Origin of the sequence: Bacillus stercoris, assembly GCF_029772985.1 — a bacterium.
GTDB lineage: Bacteria > Bacillota > Bacilli > Bacillales > Bacillaceae > Bacillus > Bacillus stercoris.
This window is the reverse complement of the sequence record NZ_CP121861.1, coordinates 140036-155954: the sequence shown is the minus strand read 5'-3', so window position 1 is coordinate 155954 and position 15919 is coordinate 140036. Positions and strand designations below refer to the sequence as shown.

The 15919-nt window shown below is 41.8% G+C and carries 18 protein-coding genes and 1 pseudogene; 4 read left to right on the top strand and 15 right to left on the bottom strand.

Annotation, left to right across the window (positions count from 1 at the left end):
• Nucleotides 1–10 precede the first annotated feature (10 nt).
• A complete protein-coding gene (locus QA442_RS22165; RefSeq protein WP_369122227.1) occupies nucleotides 11–73 on the bottom strand; it encodes a tetracycline resistance efflux system leader peptide in 63 nt (20 codons plus the stop codon).
• A gap of 243 nt (nucleotides 74–316) precedes the next feature.
• Here QA442_RS22165 and QA442_RS00845 point away from each other — a divergent pair.
• A pseudogene (locus QA442_RS00845) lies at nucleotides 317–485 on the top strand (DUF255 domain-containing protein); the annotation flags it as partial.
• Between the two features lie 94 nt (nucleotides 486–579).
• On the opposite strand, the gene arsC reads toward QA442_RS00845, so the two are convergent.
• Genes arsC through arsR form a run of 4 tightly spaced genes read right to left on the bottom strand, consistent with a single transcriptional unit; the run spans nucleotide 580 to nucleotide 2889 of the window.
• Nucleotides 580–999 carry an arsenate reductase (thioredoxin) gene (gene arsC / locus QA442_RS00840; RefSeq protein ID WP_071581820.1) on the bottom strand — a complete coding sequence of 140 codons (420 nt, stop codon included), beginning with the start codon at nucleotides 997–999 and terminating at the stop codon, nucleotides 580–582.
• Nucleotides 1000–1010: 11 nt separating this feature from the next.
• Nucleotides 1011–2051: an arsenite efflux transporter Acr3 gene (acr3, locus tag QA442_RS00835; RefSeq protein ID WP_071581821.1), complete on the bottom strand. Its 1041-nt coding sequence runs from the start codon at nucleotides 2049–2051 to the stop codon at nucleotides 1011–1013.
• A gap of 21 nt (nucleotides 2052–2072) precedes the next feature.
• Complete coding sequence (locus QA442_RS00830) at nucleotides 2073–2513, bottom strand: ArsI/CadI family heavy metal resistance metalloenzyme (RefSeq protein WP_071581822.1); 441 nt, start codon at nucleotides 2511–2513, stop codon at nucleotides 2073–2075.
• A 58-nt stretch (nucleotides 2514–2571) separates the two neighbouring features.
• On the bottom strand, nucleotides 2572–2889 hold the full coding sequence (arsR, locus tag QA442_RS00825) for an arsenical resistance operon transcriptional regulator ArsR (protein WP_071581823.1): 318 nt from the start codon (nucleotides 2887–2889) through the stop codon (nucleotides 2572–2574).
• 373 nt (nucleotides 2890–3262) lie between these two features.
• On the opposite strand from arsR, the gene QA442_RS00820 reads away from it, so the two are divergent.
• Together QA442_RS00820 and QA442_RS00815 are read left to right on the top strand one after the other, a co-directional pair.
• Nucleotides 3263–3871, top strand: a complete 609-nt coding sequence (locus QA442_RS00820; protein ID WP_071581824.1) for a transglutaminase-like domain-containing protein — start codon at nucleotides 3263–3265, stop codon at nucleotides 3869–3871.
• Between the two features lie 127 nt (nucleotides 3872–3998).
• On the top strand, nucleotides 3999–6068 hold the full coding sequence (locus QA442_RS00815; protein WP_095430967.1) for a thioredoxin domain-containing protein: 2070 nt from the start codon (nucleotides 3999–4001) through the stop codon (nucleotides 6066–6068).
• On the opposite strand, the gene QA442_RS00810 is transcribed toward QA442_RS00815, so the two are convergent.
• Nucleotides 6065–6964, bottom strand: a complete 900-nt coding sequence (locus tag QA442_RS00810) for a CPBP family intramembrane glutamic endopeptidase (RefSeq protein ID WP_095430966.1) — start codon at nucleotides 6962–6964, stop codon at nucleotides 6065–6067. The two genes, QA442_RS00815 and QA442_RS00810, sit on opposite strands and share 4 nt — an antisense overlap.
• Nucleotides 6965–7190: 226 nt before the next feature.
• On the opposite strand from QA442_RS00810, the gene QA442_RS00805 reads away from it, so the two are divergent.
• Nucleotides 7191–8546, top strand: a complete 1356-nt coding sequence (locus QA442_RS00805; protein WP_095430965.1) for an MFS transporter — start codon at nucleotides 7191–7193, stop codon at nucleotides 8544–8546.
• A gap of 33 nt (nucleotides 8547–8579) precedes the next feature.
• Here the strand turns inward: QA442_RS00805 and QA442_RS00800 are convergent, their stop codons facing one another.
• The 9 genes from QA442_RS00800 to QA442_RS00760 all read right to left on the bottom strand — a co-directional run bounded on the left by QA442_RS00800 (nucleotide 8580) and on the right by QA442_RS00760 (nucleotide 15873).
• Nucleotides 8580–9134: a sugar O-acetyltransferase gene (locus QA442_RS00800; RefSeq protein ID WP_014666134.1), complete on the bottom strand. Its 555-nt coding sequence runs from the start codon at nucleotides 9132–9134 to the stop codon at nucleotides 8580–8582.
• Nucleotides 9135–9151: 17 nt separating this feature from the next.
• Nucleotides 9152–9532, bottom strand: a complete 381-nt coding sequence (locus tag QA442_RS00795) for a VOC family protein (RefSeq protein WP_014666135.1) — start codon at nucleotides 9530–9532, stop codon at nucleotides 9152–9154.
• A 54-nt stretch (nucleotides 9533–9586) separates the two neighbouring features.
• Nucleotides 9587–10522 (bottom strand): transcriptional regulator CcpB, encoded by a 936-nt coding sequence (locus QA442_RS00790; protein WP_095430964.1) that lies wholly within the window; start codon nucleotides 10520–10522, stop codon nucleotides 9587–9589.
• A 61-nt stretch (nucleotides 10523–10583) separates the two neighbouring features.
• Nucleotides 10584–11342, bottom strand: coding sequence for an exodeoxyribonuclease III (gene xth / locus QA442_RS00785; protein WP_095430963.1), 759 nt, complete (start codon nucleotides 11340–11342; stop codon nucleotides 10584–10586).
• 60 nt (nucleotides 11343–11402) lie between these two features.
• The gene (gene rpsR / locus QA442_RS00780) at nucleotides 11403–11642 is read right to left on the bottom strand and encodes a 30S ribosomal protein S18 (RefSeq protein WP_003219224.1); all 240 of its coding nucleotides are present in this window, start codon (nucleotides 11640–11642) and stop codon (nucleotides 11403–11405) included.
• A 43-nt stretch (nucleotides 11643–11685) separates the two neighbouring features.
• Nucleotides 11686–12204 (bottom strand): single-stranded DNA-binding protein SsbA, encoded by a 519-nt coding sequence (gene ssbA, locus QA442_RS00775; protein WP_003219228.1) that lies wholly within the window; start codon nucleotides 12202–12204, stop codon nucleotides 11686–11688.
• 40 nt (nucleotides 12205–12244) lie between these two features.
• Complete coding sequence (gene rpsF, locus QA442_RS00770; protein WP_014115888.1) at nucleotides 12245–12532, bottom strand: 30S ribosomal protein S6; 288 nt, start codon at nucleotides 12530–12532, stop codon at nucleotides 12245–12247.
• Between the two features lie 110 nt (nucleotides 12533–12642).
• Nucleotides 12643–13743: a redox-regulated ATPase YchF gene (gene ychF / locus QA442_RS00765; RefSeq protein WP_014666140.1), complete on the bottom strand. Its 1101-nt coding sequence runs from the start codon at nucleotides 13741–13743 to the stop codon at nucleotides 12643–12645.
• Between the two features lie 126 nt (nucleotides 13744–13869).
• Nucleotides 13870–15873, bottom strand: a complete 2004-nt coding sequence (locus tag QA442_RS00760; protein ID WP_095430962.1) for a molybdopterin-dependent oxidoreductase — start codon at nucleotides 15871–15873, stop codon at nucleotides 13870–13872.
• Nucleotides 15874–15919 lie beyond the last annotated feature (46 nt).

The following is a 15919-nucleotide window of genomic DNA, read 5'->3' as shown; positions in this document are numbered from 1 at the left end:
CAGACGCAGTTTATAGGGCCACTGATACGCTCCCCTCTTTTAATTGTACCCTGTTCATTTTATTGCACTTCATAATAACTCCCCCTACATTTGATTGATATGATCTTATTATATATAGACTAAGGTTTAAACTTTTACTTTTTTTATGAAAATTTGACCAGATTGCGAAACAAGGAAAAACGTTATTCGCATTTATCTCAAGTGGCAAAATGAAACATTAGATTTTCACATTACAATTATCGATAAGCAGTCAGTAATTGTATTTGTTTAGGATAACTGTGGTAACCTGAATATAACCAACTTAAAAGGTGATCCCATGCCAAATAAAAGTAAACCCAATAGATTAATCGCTGAGAAGTCTCCATATTTACTTTAACATGCCCACAACCCCGTTGACTGGTTCCCGTGGGGAGAAGAAGCCTTCGAAAAAGCAAAACGCGAAAACAAACCGGTTCGTCAGCATCGATTATTCGACTTGTCATTGGTGACATGTTCGTTAGAATCACCATTAAAAAATCTACATCTTCTTTATGTTAGATAAAAGCAATAGCCAAGAGTCCCCTCTCGGCTATTTAAATTTTATTCACCTGTTTCAGCAAATCGTTTTATTCGTTCTCCAATTTCATCACGAACTCGTTGAAAAGTAATCCACTTTTGCTTTTCTGTTCCTTCGGCTCTTGCAGGATCATCAAAACCCCAATGGTCTCTTTTTACATTAGATGGAGTCATAGGACATTTATCTGCCGCATCACCACATAATGTGACAACAAAATCGGCTTTGTTCAGAATGTTAGAATCAACGACATCTGATGTTTGATTAGATATATCAATGTCTATTTCCTTCATGGCTTTAACAGCGTTAGGATTTAATCCATGTGCCTCTATCCCCGCGCTGTATACTTTCCACTCATCACCTAAATATTGTTTAGCCCATCCCTCAGCCATTTGACTTCGGCAAGAGTTCCCTGTACATAAAAAGTAAATAATTTTATTCTTCATATATTCCACCTCTACATCGAGTGACTTCGAAAGTATTTTCGTTGAAACCATAAAGCAACCTTAACGAGTGCAATCATGACCGGTACTTCTACAAGCGGACCAATTACGGCGGCAAATGCTGCACCCGAATGAATTCCAAACACACCAACAGCTACAGCAATCGCTAATTCAAAGTTATTGCTTCCTGCTGTAAAAGCTAAAGTAGTGGTTACAGCGTAGTTTGCCCCGATTTTCTTTCCTAAAAAGAAGGAAACAAAGAACATTAAAACAAAGTAAATCAATAATGGAATCGCAATTCGAACAACATCTAACGGCAAGCTAACAATTACATCACCTTTTAAGGAAAACATGACGATAATTGTAAATAGCAAAGCAATTAACGTAATTGGGCTAATTTTAGGAATGAACACTTTTTCATACCATTCTTTGCCCTTCACTTTTACAAAAATATAACGTGTCACCATTCCTGCAATAAAAGGAATTCCAAGGTAAATGAATACTGATTTTGCGACTTCTGCCATCGTAATATTCACTACTGCTCCTTCCATCCCTAACCATTGCGGAATAACTGTTACAAAAATGTAAGCATAAACTGAGAAAAAAAGCATTTGGAAAATTGAGTTGAAAGCAACTAATCCTGCCGCGTATTCCGTATCACCTTTTGATAAGTCATTCCAAACAATAACCATCGCAATACAGCGAGCTAATCCAATCATAATAAGCCCAATCATATACTCCGGTTTATCTGGCAAAAAGATTATAGCCAAAATAAACATGAGAGTCGGTCCGATGATCCAGTTTTGCACTAAAGACAACATTAATACTTTAATATCTTTAAATACCCGTCCAATTTCTTCATAGCGAACCTTGGCTAGTGGTGGATACATCATTAATACTAATCCAATAGCTAAAGGGATAGATGTAGTTCCAACTTGTAATTTGTTTAGTCCACCAACAAAACTCGGAAATATAAAACCTAATCCTATCCCCAATGCCATCGCAAGAAAAATCCAGATAGTTAAATAACGGTCTAAAAATGATAAACGTTTCATTACTTTATCCTCACCTTTTTATTAACAGCAAGAGTTTGTTGTACTATCACTTGGCGGTGTTACACAACAAGAGGAGGAATCTTGTTTTTGAACCTCGCTGTTCGATTTGGTATAGAAAAATTCCCACTCGTTCCCATCTGGATCAGTAATCCAAAATTTATCTTGGACTGCATAACAACAAGTCGTATCCATTTCTTCACGTGCAAAAAACCCTTCTTTTTCAAGCCTTTCCTTGTGTTTCAAAACTTCTTCCAAACTATCTACTTGGAATCCAAAATGATTCACTTGATTTCCCTTCACCTCATCTGCGACATTTAAAGTGAAGTTCAGTCCAGGAGTCTCTAATAAAAACTTTGCATAGTCTGTTTTTACTTTTACAGCCTTCACTCCAAAAACTTTTTCATAAAAATTGATCGATTTCTCTAAACTGACAACGTTAACCCCTACATGAACATATTTCATTTTAATTCCCCCTCTTATATATTAATCAAAAATTTTTGATTTAAAGTCTAAAAATTTTTTAGCAACAATCTCCTTCACCTTTTTTTCTAAATACACAACAAAGCTCTTCTGATAATAGCCCATTTACTTCCTCATCATTTAGATCATAATAACTCCATGTTCCCTTTGTCTCTTTCGTTATTAAGTTGGCATCCAATAAAATTTTAAGATGATAAGAAAGTTTAGATTGTGTCACCTCAAAAATCTCAGTTAGATCACAAACACAGGTTTTTCCCCTTTGACAAAGTTCATACATGATCTCTAATCGTTTCTGATCAGCAAGAGCTTTAAATTTTTGTTCATATTTCTGAAGTAGTGCTGATTTCGTCTCAACCATCATATCGCCTTCTTTAATCAATTTTTTTTGATGTATTTATTATACTCGGATTTTTTAAATAAATGCAACCAAATAAATCAATTTTTTTTGATTAATCGTTAAAGCCTCTAAAACTTGTGTAACCAGATAGAAATTTTCTATTTTTTAATATTTTCTTCATCGCTATTACATCAATGTTACCACTTATATTTGATGTCACTACATATTTTTAAGGCAGAGAACTAATCATAATTTGTGTTACACCTTTTCATATGCACTCTATAAATATTCAAACTACGCTTTTTAGTAATCTCTTATGTTCTTCTTAATATATTTCCAATCATGTTCTATACTGTAGTATCATTCGTTAAAATATGGGGAGGGGAGTGAAGAAATGAATTTGACATGTGAATCGAAAAACATTGATGATTATTTACTTGAATTAAATGAAGTTGATTATTCTAATCCTATTATTTGTGCACTTGCAAATGAACTTTTCAATCCTTTGCAGACAGAAATCGAAAAAGTAAAAATAGCCTATGAATTTGTTCGAGATGAAATTTCCCATACTTGGGATGTTCAATCAAAACGAGTAACTTGTAATGCTTCAGAAGTATTAACCTTTAAAGAGGGAATTTGCTATGCAAAGTCAAACCTATTAGCTGCCTTATTGCGCTCAGAAGGAATACCGACAGGCTTTTGTTATCAGCGTTTAATGTTGTTTAATACGCCAGATAAAGGATATTGTATTCACGCATTAAATGCTGTATTTTTTCATTCACTTAATAATTGGATTCGATTAGATTCTCGCGGTAATAAAATAGGAATTGACGCTCAATTTTCACTTGATAAAGAGAGATTAGCATTCCCAATTCGACAAGAATTTGATGAAATCGACTATCCTTTGATTTATGTAAGACCACATCCAAAAACAATTGCAGTTTTAAAAGAACATAAAAATGCCATCGAGATGTATAAACATCATTTACCCGAAAGGATATAATTGTTTATAAGAATTCTTCTTCTATACTTAATGAAGCCTTTCACGAAATCATAAAAGAATAAAATACATTATATTATGGAAAAATAAATTCAAAATGATCATTTGTTTTATGAAAGAAGGTGATCCAATGCCAAATAATAGTACACCCAATAGATTAATCGCTGAGAAGTCTCCATATTTACTTCAACACGCTCACAACCCCGTGAAATGGTTCCCGTGGGGAGAAGAAGCCTTCGAAAAAGCAAAGCGCGAAAACAAGCCGGTTCTTGTCAGCATCGGTTATTCGACTTGCCATTGGTGTCACGTCATGGCCCATGAAAGCTTTGAAGACGAAGAAATCGCGCGTCTTCTCAATGAACGGTTTGTGGCGATTAAAGTCGACCGGGAAGAACGGCCGGATGTGGATTCTGTTTATATGCGAATCTGCCAGCTGATGACCGGGCAGGGCGGCTGGCCGCTGAATGTATTTATTACGCCTGATCAAAAGCCGTTTTACGCGGGTACATATTTTCCAAAGACGAGTAAATTCAATCGTCCTGGTTTTGTTGATGTGCTCGAGCATCTGTCTGAGACGTTTGCGAACGACCGCGAGCATGTCGAGGATATTGCGGAGAACGCCGCTAAACATTTACAGACCAAAACAGCTGCAAAAACTGGTGAGGGCCTTAGCGAGTCAGCAATTCACCGGACATTCCAGCAGCTTGCCAGCGGGTTTGATACAATCTACGGCGGTTTCGGGCAGGCACCGAAGTTTCCAATGCCTCATATGCTGATGTATTTGCTTCGTTATTACCACAATACAGGGCAGGAGAATGCTTTATACAACGTGACGAAAACGCTGGACAGCATGGCAAATGGCGGCATTTACGACCATATCGGGTATGGGTTCGCCCGCTATTCAACCGATGACGAGTGGCTCGTACCCCATTTTGAAAAAATGCTGTACGACAATGCGCTGCTGCTGACCGCTTATACCGAATCCTATCAGGTCACGCAAAATAGCCGCTATAAAGAGATTTGTGAGCAGATCATTACGTTCATTCAGCGGGAAATGACCCATGAAGACGGAAGCTTTTTCTCCGCTTTAGATGCGGACACAGAAGGAGAAGAAGGAAAGTACTACGTATGGTCAAAGGAAGAGATTCTGAAAACGCTTGGAGACGAACTCGGAACGCTGTATTGCCAAGTGTATGACATCACTGAAGAAGGAAACTTTGAAGGCAAAAATATTCCGAACCTCATTCACACAAAGCGGGAACAAATCAAAGCGGATGCCGGGTTAACCGAAGAAGAGCTCCGCCTCAAGCTTGAGGACGCAAGACAACGGCTCTTGAAGACACGCGAAGAAAGAACCTATCCGCATGTCGATGATAAAGTGCTGACTTCATGGAACGCGCTGATGATCGCGGGTCTCGCCAAAGCAGCAAAGGTATTCCAGGAACGGAAATATCTCAGCTTAGCGCAAGACGCCATTACATTTATTGAAAAAAATTTAATCATCGACGGCCGTGTGATGGTCCGGTATCGAGACGGCGAAGTGAAAAACAAAGGCTTTATCGACGATTACGCTTTTCTCCTATGGGCCTATCTCGATCTCTATGAAGCTTCGTTTGATCTTTCTTATTTACAAAAAGCGAAGAAACTGACAGACGATATGATCAGCTTATTTTGGGATGAGGAGCATGGCGGATTCTATTTTTCCGGGCATGATGCAGAAGCCTTAATCGTACGGGAAAAAGAAGTGTACGACGGCGCCGTGCCTTCCGGAAACAGTGTGGCAGCCGTTCAGCTGCTTCATCTTGGACAAGTCACAGGCGACTTATCACTGATTGAAAAAGCAGAAACGATGTTTTCTGTATTCAAGCCGGATATCGACGCGTATCCGAGCGGCCATGCTTTCTTTATGCAAAGTGTGTTAAGGCATCTGATGCCTAAAAAAGAAATCGTAATTTTTGGCAGTGCAGACGACCCAGCCAGAAAACAAATCATAACGGAGCTCCAAAAAGCCTTTAAGCCCAACGACTCCATTCTGGTGGCAGAGCATCCCGAGCAATGCAAAGACATTGCACCATTTGCAGCAGAATACCGCATCATAGAAGGCAAAACAACCGTGTATATTTGTGAAAACTTCGCCTGCCAGCAGCCGACAACGAATATCGAAGAAGCCATCCAAACGTTAATAAGCAGCAGGGATTAAGACCCTTGCTGCTTACTTTTTGATTTCTTATGGTACCATAAAGCGATCCCCGCAAACACAAGGTTGACCGCAATCGTCAAGAAAGCCTCCCACATTGGGTTCCCCCGCGTAACGGTAAACAGAGAAGGAATTCCTCCATACACACTGTTTTTTTCTGTAATAAACATACACAAAAACATATTATTCGCGGCATGGGCGCCAAGTGATATTTCGATGCTTCCAGTTTTAATCGTGTAATAGGTCCACACAAAACCAAATGTTAAATACTCAATTCCTGCCCAGACAGCGCCGTTGTTCATTTCTGGATTCGCAAAATGCAATACGCCAAACAATCCTCCGACAATCAGTGTCAAAAATAGAGGATTTTTCGTCAATCTCCCGAAAGCTTGAAGCAAAAATCCCCTGAAAAACAGTTCCTCAGCTGATGTCTGAATCGGAACCAAAATGAGGGCAGCCGCTAGCAGCCAGATAAATCGTGATGCATCAAAGGCTTGCATTGAATAATTGTCTGGATGAATCACAAAATCAATCAATTGTACGGCGATCATCAGCAAGAAATAAGCCATAAAACCAAAGGAAATTCTCCGCCAATTCATCTTTGAATTTGGTGTAATCACAGTTCGGAAAGGCCGCTTCAAAATAAAGCGCACAGCCAGCCAAACTCCCGGAATGGCGAATAAATAAATCACATGGGACAAATAAAGATCTACGAGGGGATCACTCAGCACAGCTTCATCCAAATCAAACGTGATATTGGGATTCACAATAACCGTGAACAATATAGCGAAAAGGTAAGCTATATTCCCGAATACATATAACCCTACCATCACCAAAAAAGCGAAAAAATATCTCCACAACGTATTGTTTCCTTCTATAGGACGGATAAATGAATTCATTCCTTCTATGTCTCTTCCTTTCAATGAGAATATTACTATATATTTGCATAAATTGGTCTATGAATCTACTGTTTTGGAAATCTTTTAAGCAAAATTAAAATATAAAGTGTGAATTTAGTTCTTCCATCTAGTGATTTGAACTCTGTTGCCAATGAACCAAGATACTTATAATAGTCCCAAGAGGGGTATTTTCAGTCTTTTCTTACTACTTAAAAGGGGGTTTTTTATGAATACGATCTTCAAACAAAAGAATACACATCCTTTCTCAAACGCAGCGAATCGTTTAGACCGCCTTCCGATTTCACGCGTTCATTTCCAAGTGTTAACCGCTCTCGGCATTGTTTATTTCTTTGATCTCGCAGATTTATTTACCCTCAGCAATGTAGCGCCGGCGCTGATCGAGCATTGGGGCATCCCGCTTTCAACTATTGCTAACGTAACGGCTGCTTCGTTTTTAGGCATGTTTTTAGGCGCTTCACTGGGCGGACGGCTGTCCGATCGAATCGGCCGCAAAAAAGCCTTAAATCTATTTGTCTTTGTTTTCTCAATCGCATCGCTATGCAATGCTGCGGCATGGGACATTCCATCTTTAATGACATTCCGTTTTCTCACCGGATTTGGCGTCGCAGCAGCCATGGTCATTACGAATAGCTATTTGGCGGAGTTTTTCCCTTCAAGTGTACGTGGAAAATATATTTCTTTTTGTGCCATGATCGGATTGATCGGCGTCCCCATCACCAATATTGTGTCTGCCTTTGTCATTCCGCTCGGTTCATGGGGATGGAGGCTTGTATTTGTATGGGGTGCCGTCGGCCTTATTTATTTTTTCTTCATCCGCCGTCTGGAAGAGTCACCTCGCTGGCATGAAAATCGCGGTGAATATGCGAAAGCTGATGCGATCCTCAACCGAATTGAGGCGCAGGTTGAACAGGAGAAAGGCCCGCTTCCGGCACCGGCTCAGCCTAAAGAAAACGGTTCTGTTCAACAGCATGCCGGTTACGCAGGATTATTGAAAGGCAGAAACCTCAAAATCACCATTATTTTATCTGCTGTATGGATTTTTGAGACATTTGGGTTTTACGGATTTGCCTCATGGGTTCCAAGCCTATTAAAAAGCAATGGCGTCACCATGGAAAATACATTGTGGTATAACGTATTGCATTCTGTCGGCGCTCCGCTGGGCGCACTGCTCGGCTCCATGATTTCTGAGAGATTTCAAAGAAAGTGGATTTTAGCTGCCAGCGCGTTTCTGACGGCCATCGCAGGGCTCTTATATGGCATGACTTTTATTCCCATCATGATCATTGTGTTTGGCTTTATCGTGAATATCACAGAACGGGTTTTCACGTCGAACTTATACGCCTATACATCTGAACCTTATCCGACTGAATACCGCTCATCCGGCAGCGGATTAGCCTATGGTCTGGGCCGTTTTTCAAACATTTTCGGCTCATTGCTTGTCGGATTTATTGCAGTTCAGCTCGGCTATATCAGCGTCTTCTTATTTATAGGCGGCTGCTGGCTCGCATGCTCCTTGCTGTTAATCTGCTTCGGCCCTAATACCAATGCGAAACAAATTTAAAAAAGTCAGTGCGGAGCTGCCGCACTGATCTCTTTACAATTCCTTCAATATCCTCGCAGGGTTTCCGCCTACAACAGTGTTAGCGGGCACATCCTTAGTCACAACAGATCCTGAAGCAATCACCGCATTATCACCAATTGTCACTCCTGGGTTAATCACTGCCCGGCCTCCGATCCAAACTTGATCTCCAATTGTCACAGGCTTACCGAACTCCTTCCCGGACTTTCTTTCAATCGGATCGAGAGGATGGCCGGCCGTGTAGATATGTACACCTGGCGCAATCAAACAATGACGGCCGATACGCACCTCACACACATCTAAAATGACACAGTCAAAATTAACAAATGTGTGATCTCCGATATGAATATGATAGCCATAATCACAGCGAAATGTCGGCAGAATCGTGACTTGATCCCCAACCGAACCGAGCAGCTCCTTCAAAAGCTCTGTCCGCACTGCATCATCTTCTGGTGTTTCGTTATATTGTCTAATCAGCTGTCTCGCATGCTTGCGTTCTAGTAATAGTTGTTGATCTTCCGGATTGTATAATTCGCCGGCTGCCATTTTTTCTTTTTCTGTCCTCAGCATTCAAGTCACTCCAGATGTTAAATTGTAATTTCAATTAAGTTTCCTTCATCATCTTCAATCACACTTTCATAGTAGCCGTCTCCCGTTGTCCTTGGGCCGTTTACTACTGCGAAACCGTCCTTCTTCAATCGAACAGTCAGTTCATCAACCTTCTCCCGGCTTCCTACGGAAAAGGCAATGTGTGCCCAGCCTGTCATCGTTTGTGAAGGCGGATCGGTCACATTCCCTTTTTTCATAATCTCCAGCCTTGCTCCGGAATCAAACGTAATAAAATAAGATTTAAAATCCTTTTTCTCATTATGATACAAATCATTCGCTTTGCCATTAAAATACGTTTCATAAAAAGACTTCATTCGCTCTAAATCATTGACCCAGATCGCTGTATGTTCAATCCGCATGTCTTCTCCTCCTTTACCTTCAATGAAGTTATAACGTATGAAATGCATTTCAGTTCAAGCTTTTTTCTCAAAGTTATGCTGAATTTTGATATCAACGGGTTCATCCTGCAAAAAAAGAGAAAATGCGGCGGTGCCAAGCTGCTCAAGACTCAAATCGAGCGATGGAAATCCAAGAACACGGCTGATAGAAGTATTTCCCTCACCTATGATTTCAACATCCCAATTATTCTTCTGGGCAAATAGATGAATTCCAGCTGCCACTTCATCACTGTTTGCATAAATAGCAGTAGGAACCCGTTTGCTCGTATAAAAGTGCTCAGCTGCCCGCTCACCGTCATTCATATCATTACATCCAGACAGCATATGGCGGTCTTCCAGCCTTCCGCAAACATATTGATAGGCCGCAGCTTTATCAGCCGTGCTTGGGCTCCTGTCGGCTTCTCTGACGCATGTAAAAGCGATATTCTCATGTCCGCGGCTTTTTAGATAGCGAAAGCTTTCTGCATAAGCAGCTTTTCTGTCGTTATACGCACATCGGACATCAATGTCACCGGTTTCCTCACAAGCGATGATTGGCCCATATTCCTGATAAGCTAAAATCTTGTCCCAATGATTGGCGCGGGAAGTAATAATGAGGCCGTCAATTTTCTTTGTTTTTAACAGCTCTAAATATTTGATTTCAATAGCGGGGTTATAATTGGTGGGGAGGAGCGTCGTTGCATACTCATGCTGAAAAGCAGCCTTGGTGATTCCGTTCACGATTTTATCAAAACAGGGATGATCGCTATAAGGCAGAATCACACCGACCGTATGGGTTTTCCCGCGAATGAGATCGATTGCGGTTCGATTTGGTGTATAATTCAATTCCTTCATGACTTGATGCACAAGCTTTCTCTTTTCTACAGACACATACGGATGATGATTCAATACACGCGAAACAGTTGAAACAGATACATTTGCCAGTCTTGCAATCTCTTTTATATTTGCCATCCTCTTTCTCCTTTTTCATATAAAAAAAAGCAGTAAGTGTAAAATCCTTACTGCTATCTCATCATATATTGATGATAAGTTCAACAGGACAATGGTCGGAACCCATGACATCCTTTGATATGCCGGCATCTTCAATCTGTTCCTTAAGGCTTTCAGAAACAACAACATAATCAATGCGCCAGCCGATATTTCTGTCCCGGGCGCCGGCACGATACGACCACCAGGAATAAGCGCCTTCAAGATCAGGATAAACATGACGGAAGGAGTCAACAAAGCCAGCCTCTAATAAACGAGTAAATGCCCCTCTTTCTTGATCGGAAAATCCAGCGTTCTTCCGGTTCGCCTTTGGATTTTTCAAATCAATCTCCTTATGGGCTACATTCAAATCACCGCATAAAATGACTGGTTTTTTCTCATCCAATTCAAGAATATAAGACAACAGAGCCTCTTCCCATTGCATGCGGTAATCGATTCGCTCTAATCCCCTTCTGGAATTTGGCGTGTAAACGGTCATCACAAACACGTTTTCAAATTCCAGCGTAATCACTCTGCCTTCTTGGTCATGCTCTTCTATTCCGATACCGTACATGACATGCAGCGGCTCTTGTTTAGAAAAAACAGCTGTGCCGGAATATCCTTTTTTCACTGCATAATTCCAATACACATGATAGCCTTCAGGCTGGAGATCAACCTGTCCGTCCTGTATCTTTGTTTCCTGAAGACATATGATATCTGCATCCTCTTCTTTCAGATAAGAGAGGAAATCCATTTTTCTCATCACAGCCCGCAGGCCGTTTACATTCCATGAAATCAGCTTCATGTTTCATCCCCCTATAAAAAAGAGCAAGAACCCAAAGGTCCTTGCTCTTTACGTATCAGCTTACTCACCGCTTACGTATGGAAGTAAAGCCATTTGACGTGCGCGTTTGATAGCTGCAGTCAATTTACGTTGGTATTTAGCATTTGTTCCAGTTACACGACGTGGTAAAATTTTACCGCGCTCAGAAACAAACTTTTTAAGAAGATCTACATCTTTGTAGTCGATGTGCGTGATACCGTTAGAAGTGAAATAACACACTTTACGGCGTTTCGCACGACCGCCTCTGCGTCCTCCTGCCATTGTCATTTCCCTCCTTTCTTTTTCATTTTAGGCGATAATCACATTAGAATGGAAGATCGTCATCCGAGATGTCAATCGGTTTGCCATCGTTGGCAAATGGGTCATCATTAAAGCTGTTCCCCTGATTGCGTCTCTGGTTGTTTTGATTTCCCCCGAATGGATTATCATTTTGGCCTCCGCCAAAGTACTGGCCTCCGCCGCTGTTTCCTTCGTTGTATCCACCTGAACCAGAACCGCCGCCGTTTTTCGGCTCAAGAAATTGAACACTTTCAGCTTGGACCTCTGTCACGAAGACACGCTGTCCTTGCTGGTTTTCATAGTTTCTTGTTTGTAAACGGCCATCTACGCCTGCAAGGCTTCCTTTTTTCAAGAAGTTTGCAACGTTTTCGGCTTGTCTTCTCCAAGTGACACAATTAATGAAATCGGCCTCACGTTCTCCGGACTGGTTCGTAAATGTACGATTCACAGCAAGAGTAAACGTAGCAACAGCCGCACCGTTTGGCGTATAACGAAGCTCTGGGTCTTTTGTCAGTCTTCCGACTAATACAACTCGGTTAAGCATAAGAAAGACCACCTTTTACCATTATATATTTCAAAATTGCTTATTCTTCTTCTTTAACAACAATGTGGCGAATGATATCGTCACTGATCTTAGCTAGACGGTCAAATTCTTGAACTGCCGCAGCATCAGCTTGAACGTTTAAGATTTGGTAGAAACCGTCGCGGAAATCGTTGATTTCGTAAGCAAGACGACGTTTACCCCAATCCTTTGTTCCAGTGATCTCCGCACCGTTAGAAGTCAGAACGTTGTTGAAACGCTCGATAACTGCTTTTTTAGACTCATCGTCAATGTTTGGGCGGATAATGTACATAACTTCGTACTTTCTCATCTGTTTGCACCTCCTTTTGGACTAAGCGGCCCATAATGGGCAAGGAGCAATAATTCTATTACTCACAATTTTATATTATACCAAAGCTCTTGTCCCTTTACAACTGCATCCTAAACATTAAATCGGAAATGAATAACATCTCCGTCTTGAACCACATATTCTTTCCCTTCGAGGCGGACTTTTCCTGCTTCTTTGGCTCCTGCCATACCGCCGCCCGCAAGAAGATCCTCATAAGCAACTGTCTCAGCGCGAATGAAGCCTCGCTCAAAGTCACTATGAATAATTCCTGCACACTCAGGGGCTTTCATGCCTTTTTTGAATGTCCAAGCTCTGACTTCCTGTTCTCCCGCTGTGAAGTATGTTGCAAGGCCAAGAAGAGAGTAAGACGCTTTGATCAGCTGATCAAGACCTGATTCTTGAATGCCCAGCTCTTCCAAGAACATTTGCTTTTCTTCGCCTTCAAGCTCAGCAATTTCGGATTCGATTTTCGCACACACAACGATTACTTCTGCGTTTTCGCCTGCAGCGTACTCGCGAATCTTCGCTACATTTTCATTGCCAGATGGATCAGCCACTTCATCTTCACTTACATTGGCCACATACAAAATAGGCTTCGAAGTCAGTAAATGGAGTTGCTTCACAAGCTTTTGCTGCTCTTCAGTGAATTCTACAGATCGAGCAGGCTTTTCGCTCTCAAACGCTTCTTTCAGTTTAGATAAAATCTCAAACTCATATACAGCGTCTTTATCTTTTTGTTTCGCAAGCTTGCTGACGCGTGTAATCCGCTTTTCAACCGTTTCCATATCGGCGAGGATCAGCTCAAGGTTGATCGTTTCAATGTCATCAATCGGATCAACTTTTCCGGAAACGTGTGTAATGTTGTCATCGGAAAAAGCACGGACAACGTGGCAAATCGCGTCAACCTGGCGAATATGGGATAGGAATTTGTTACCGAGTCCTTCTCCTTTAGATGCGCCTTTTACAATCCCTGCAATATCAGTAAATTCAAAAGCAGTCGGCACAGTCTTCTTCGGGTTGACCAGCTCAGTAAGCTTTTGCAGACGATCATCAGGTACTTCTACAATTCCCACGTTCGGATCAATCGTACAGAACGGGTAGTTCGCTGATTCGGCACCGGCCTGTGTAATTGCGTTAAATAGTGTTGACTTCCCGACGTTCGGCAAACCAACAATTCCAGCTGTTAAAGCCATTCTTTCATCTCCTCTATATAAAACCGTCATTGTATGAACGTATTTTGAACCTAGAGCAATTATAAGGAGGTTCACTGGAAAAGACAAGCTGACAAAAAAGCATTTTCAGCCTGCCAATCCCTTTGATTATGCTTTTTTCAAGCCTACTAAACAGTCAAAAAGCGTACTTCCCATTCCATTATCAGAATTTGTATCATTTGTCAGTGCATTGACTGAACCTCCAAAAGCCGCCCACATGCCTTCATCTATATTAATCGTCTTCGCATGAGCCTGCTTCATCACTTTCACCGTTCCCTTCAAGCGTCCGCGGTCATTAAAGATGACAACCTCGTCTCCATCCTGAAAATCCTGCTCAGCCGCTATATCTGGAGAAATATCGACCTGAACGTGCTGAAGCTTTTCAATAAACGGCACATGCTGTGAATGGTTGGAACGCTGCGGATGAATGGACAACAGCGTATAAGGATACTTTCCAGCTAACGCCTCATTATGGAAAACAGATTCTTCGGGCACATTTAATTGAAGCAAGCCGCTAAACCCTTTTTGCTCAGCTAGTGACGAAGTAAATTCAAATTTCCCGCTCGGCGTCAAAAACTTATAATCATCCCACGGCACCTGTTTTACTGGAAGAGGGAGGTGGCCTTTTTCTTTTAAACGCTCGAGTGTCACACCTTCTGCTTCCAATGAAGAAAGCCCCATCTCTAAAAATTCTTGAGTGCTGTATTCAAACAGCTCGCCAAACCCAAGGCGTTTTGCAAGCTCTGACCAGATCCAGCTGTCCGACTTCGCTTCACCCTGGGGCTCCACAAGTTTTTTTCCGTACTGAACATAGTGGTGATACATACTGGAATAGTAGATATCCTCTTCTTCAAAAACAGTGGCAGTCGGCAAAACATAATCACACAGCTTTGCGGTATCCGTCATAATGGAATCAATGGCTACCGTCATTGGAACCTTTTCAAAAGCTTGTCTGACTTTATTTGTATTCGGCACCTGAGTCAGCGGATTTCCGCACGTCACTATCATCATCTCAATCGCAGGATCAGCAGCGGTCAACACCTCTTCAGCCTGCGTCATCATTGAAAATGAACGTGATGCTGTTTTTAATTCCGGCAGCGTCAGCTTTGTTTTTGCAAAGCTCTCGCCAATCTGGACATTTCCGAAATTCGCGCCGCCGCCCTTAATTCCGACATTTCCGCTTGCCGCAACGAGTGCATCAATCCAGCGAATCGTTCCGCCGCCGTTTTTATATCGCTGCATGCCTAGCCCCATAAAAGTAGACACCGGACCATCTGCATACAAACCGGCCAAATACTCCAGCTCCTCCATAGAAGTTTCTGTTTTCACAATAAACTCTTCCAGAGAAACAGTTTTCAATAGCTCTTTCACATCATCAAAACCGACAGAGTGCTCAGAAATAAACGTTTCATACGTTCTTCCCGTCTCAATCAGAACCTTCAAAACAGCAGCCGCAAGCCAGCCATCCATTCCCGGCTTAACAGAGATATAGCGGTCGGCAAGCTTAGCAGTCGGATTGAAGATCGGATCAATCACCGTAATCGTGGCGCCCTTCTTTTTCACCTGCTGCAAGTGATGGTATAAGTGCATATTTGTTCTGGATACATTTCTTCCCCACACAACAACATGCTTGCTGTTGTAAATATCAAGCGGGCCGTGCCCGTACGAACGGCCAAAATCCCAGCTTTGCGCCTCGATGCCGGAGCCCCAGCATATGCTTCCGACGATTTCAGTCACACCGCCATATCCATTAAAAAAACGCTGATCAAGCGCTTTTAACAAACCATTATTCGCATAATCATGGCTGTGCAAAACAGCAGTCGTCTCCGACGTTTCCTTGATCTCCCGAAGTTTGTCGGCAATTTCATCAAGTGCCTGCTCCCAGGAAATCCGTACAAACTCGCCATTTTGTTTTTTCATCGGATAGCGAAGCCGATCAGGCGAATTTGTTTTTGTCTCAAGCATTCTGCCGCGGCCACAGATTTTGCCCTCCGTAATCGGATGGTTTGGATCCCCGTCCACTTTCGTTACCTTTCCGTCTTCAACAGTCACCAAAAATCCGCAGCTGTCCCAACAATTCAGCGGACATGCCGACTGATGCACTTTGCTCATCGCCGTCTTCTCCTTACCTTCTATATGAAAAAGCATGAGTGTCGGC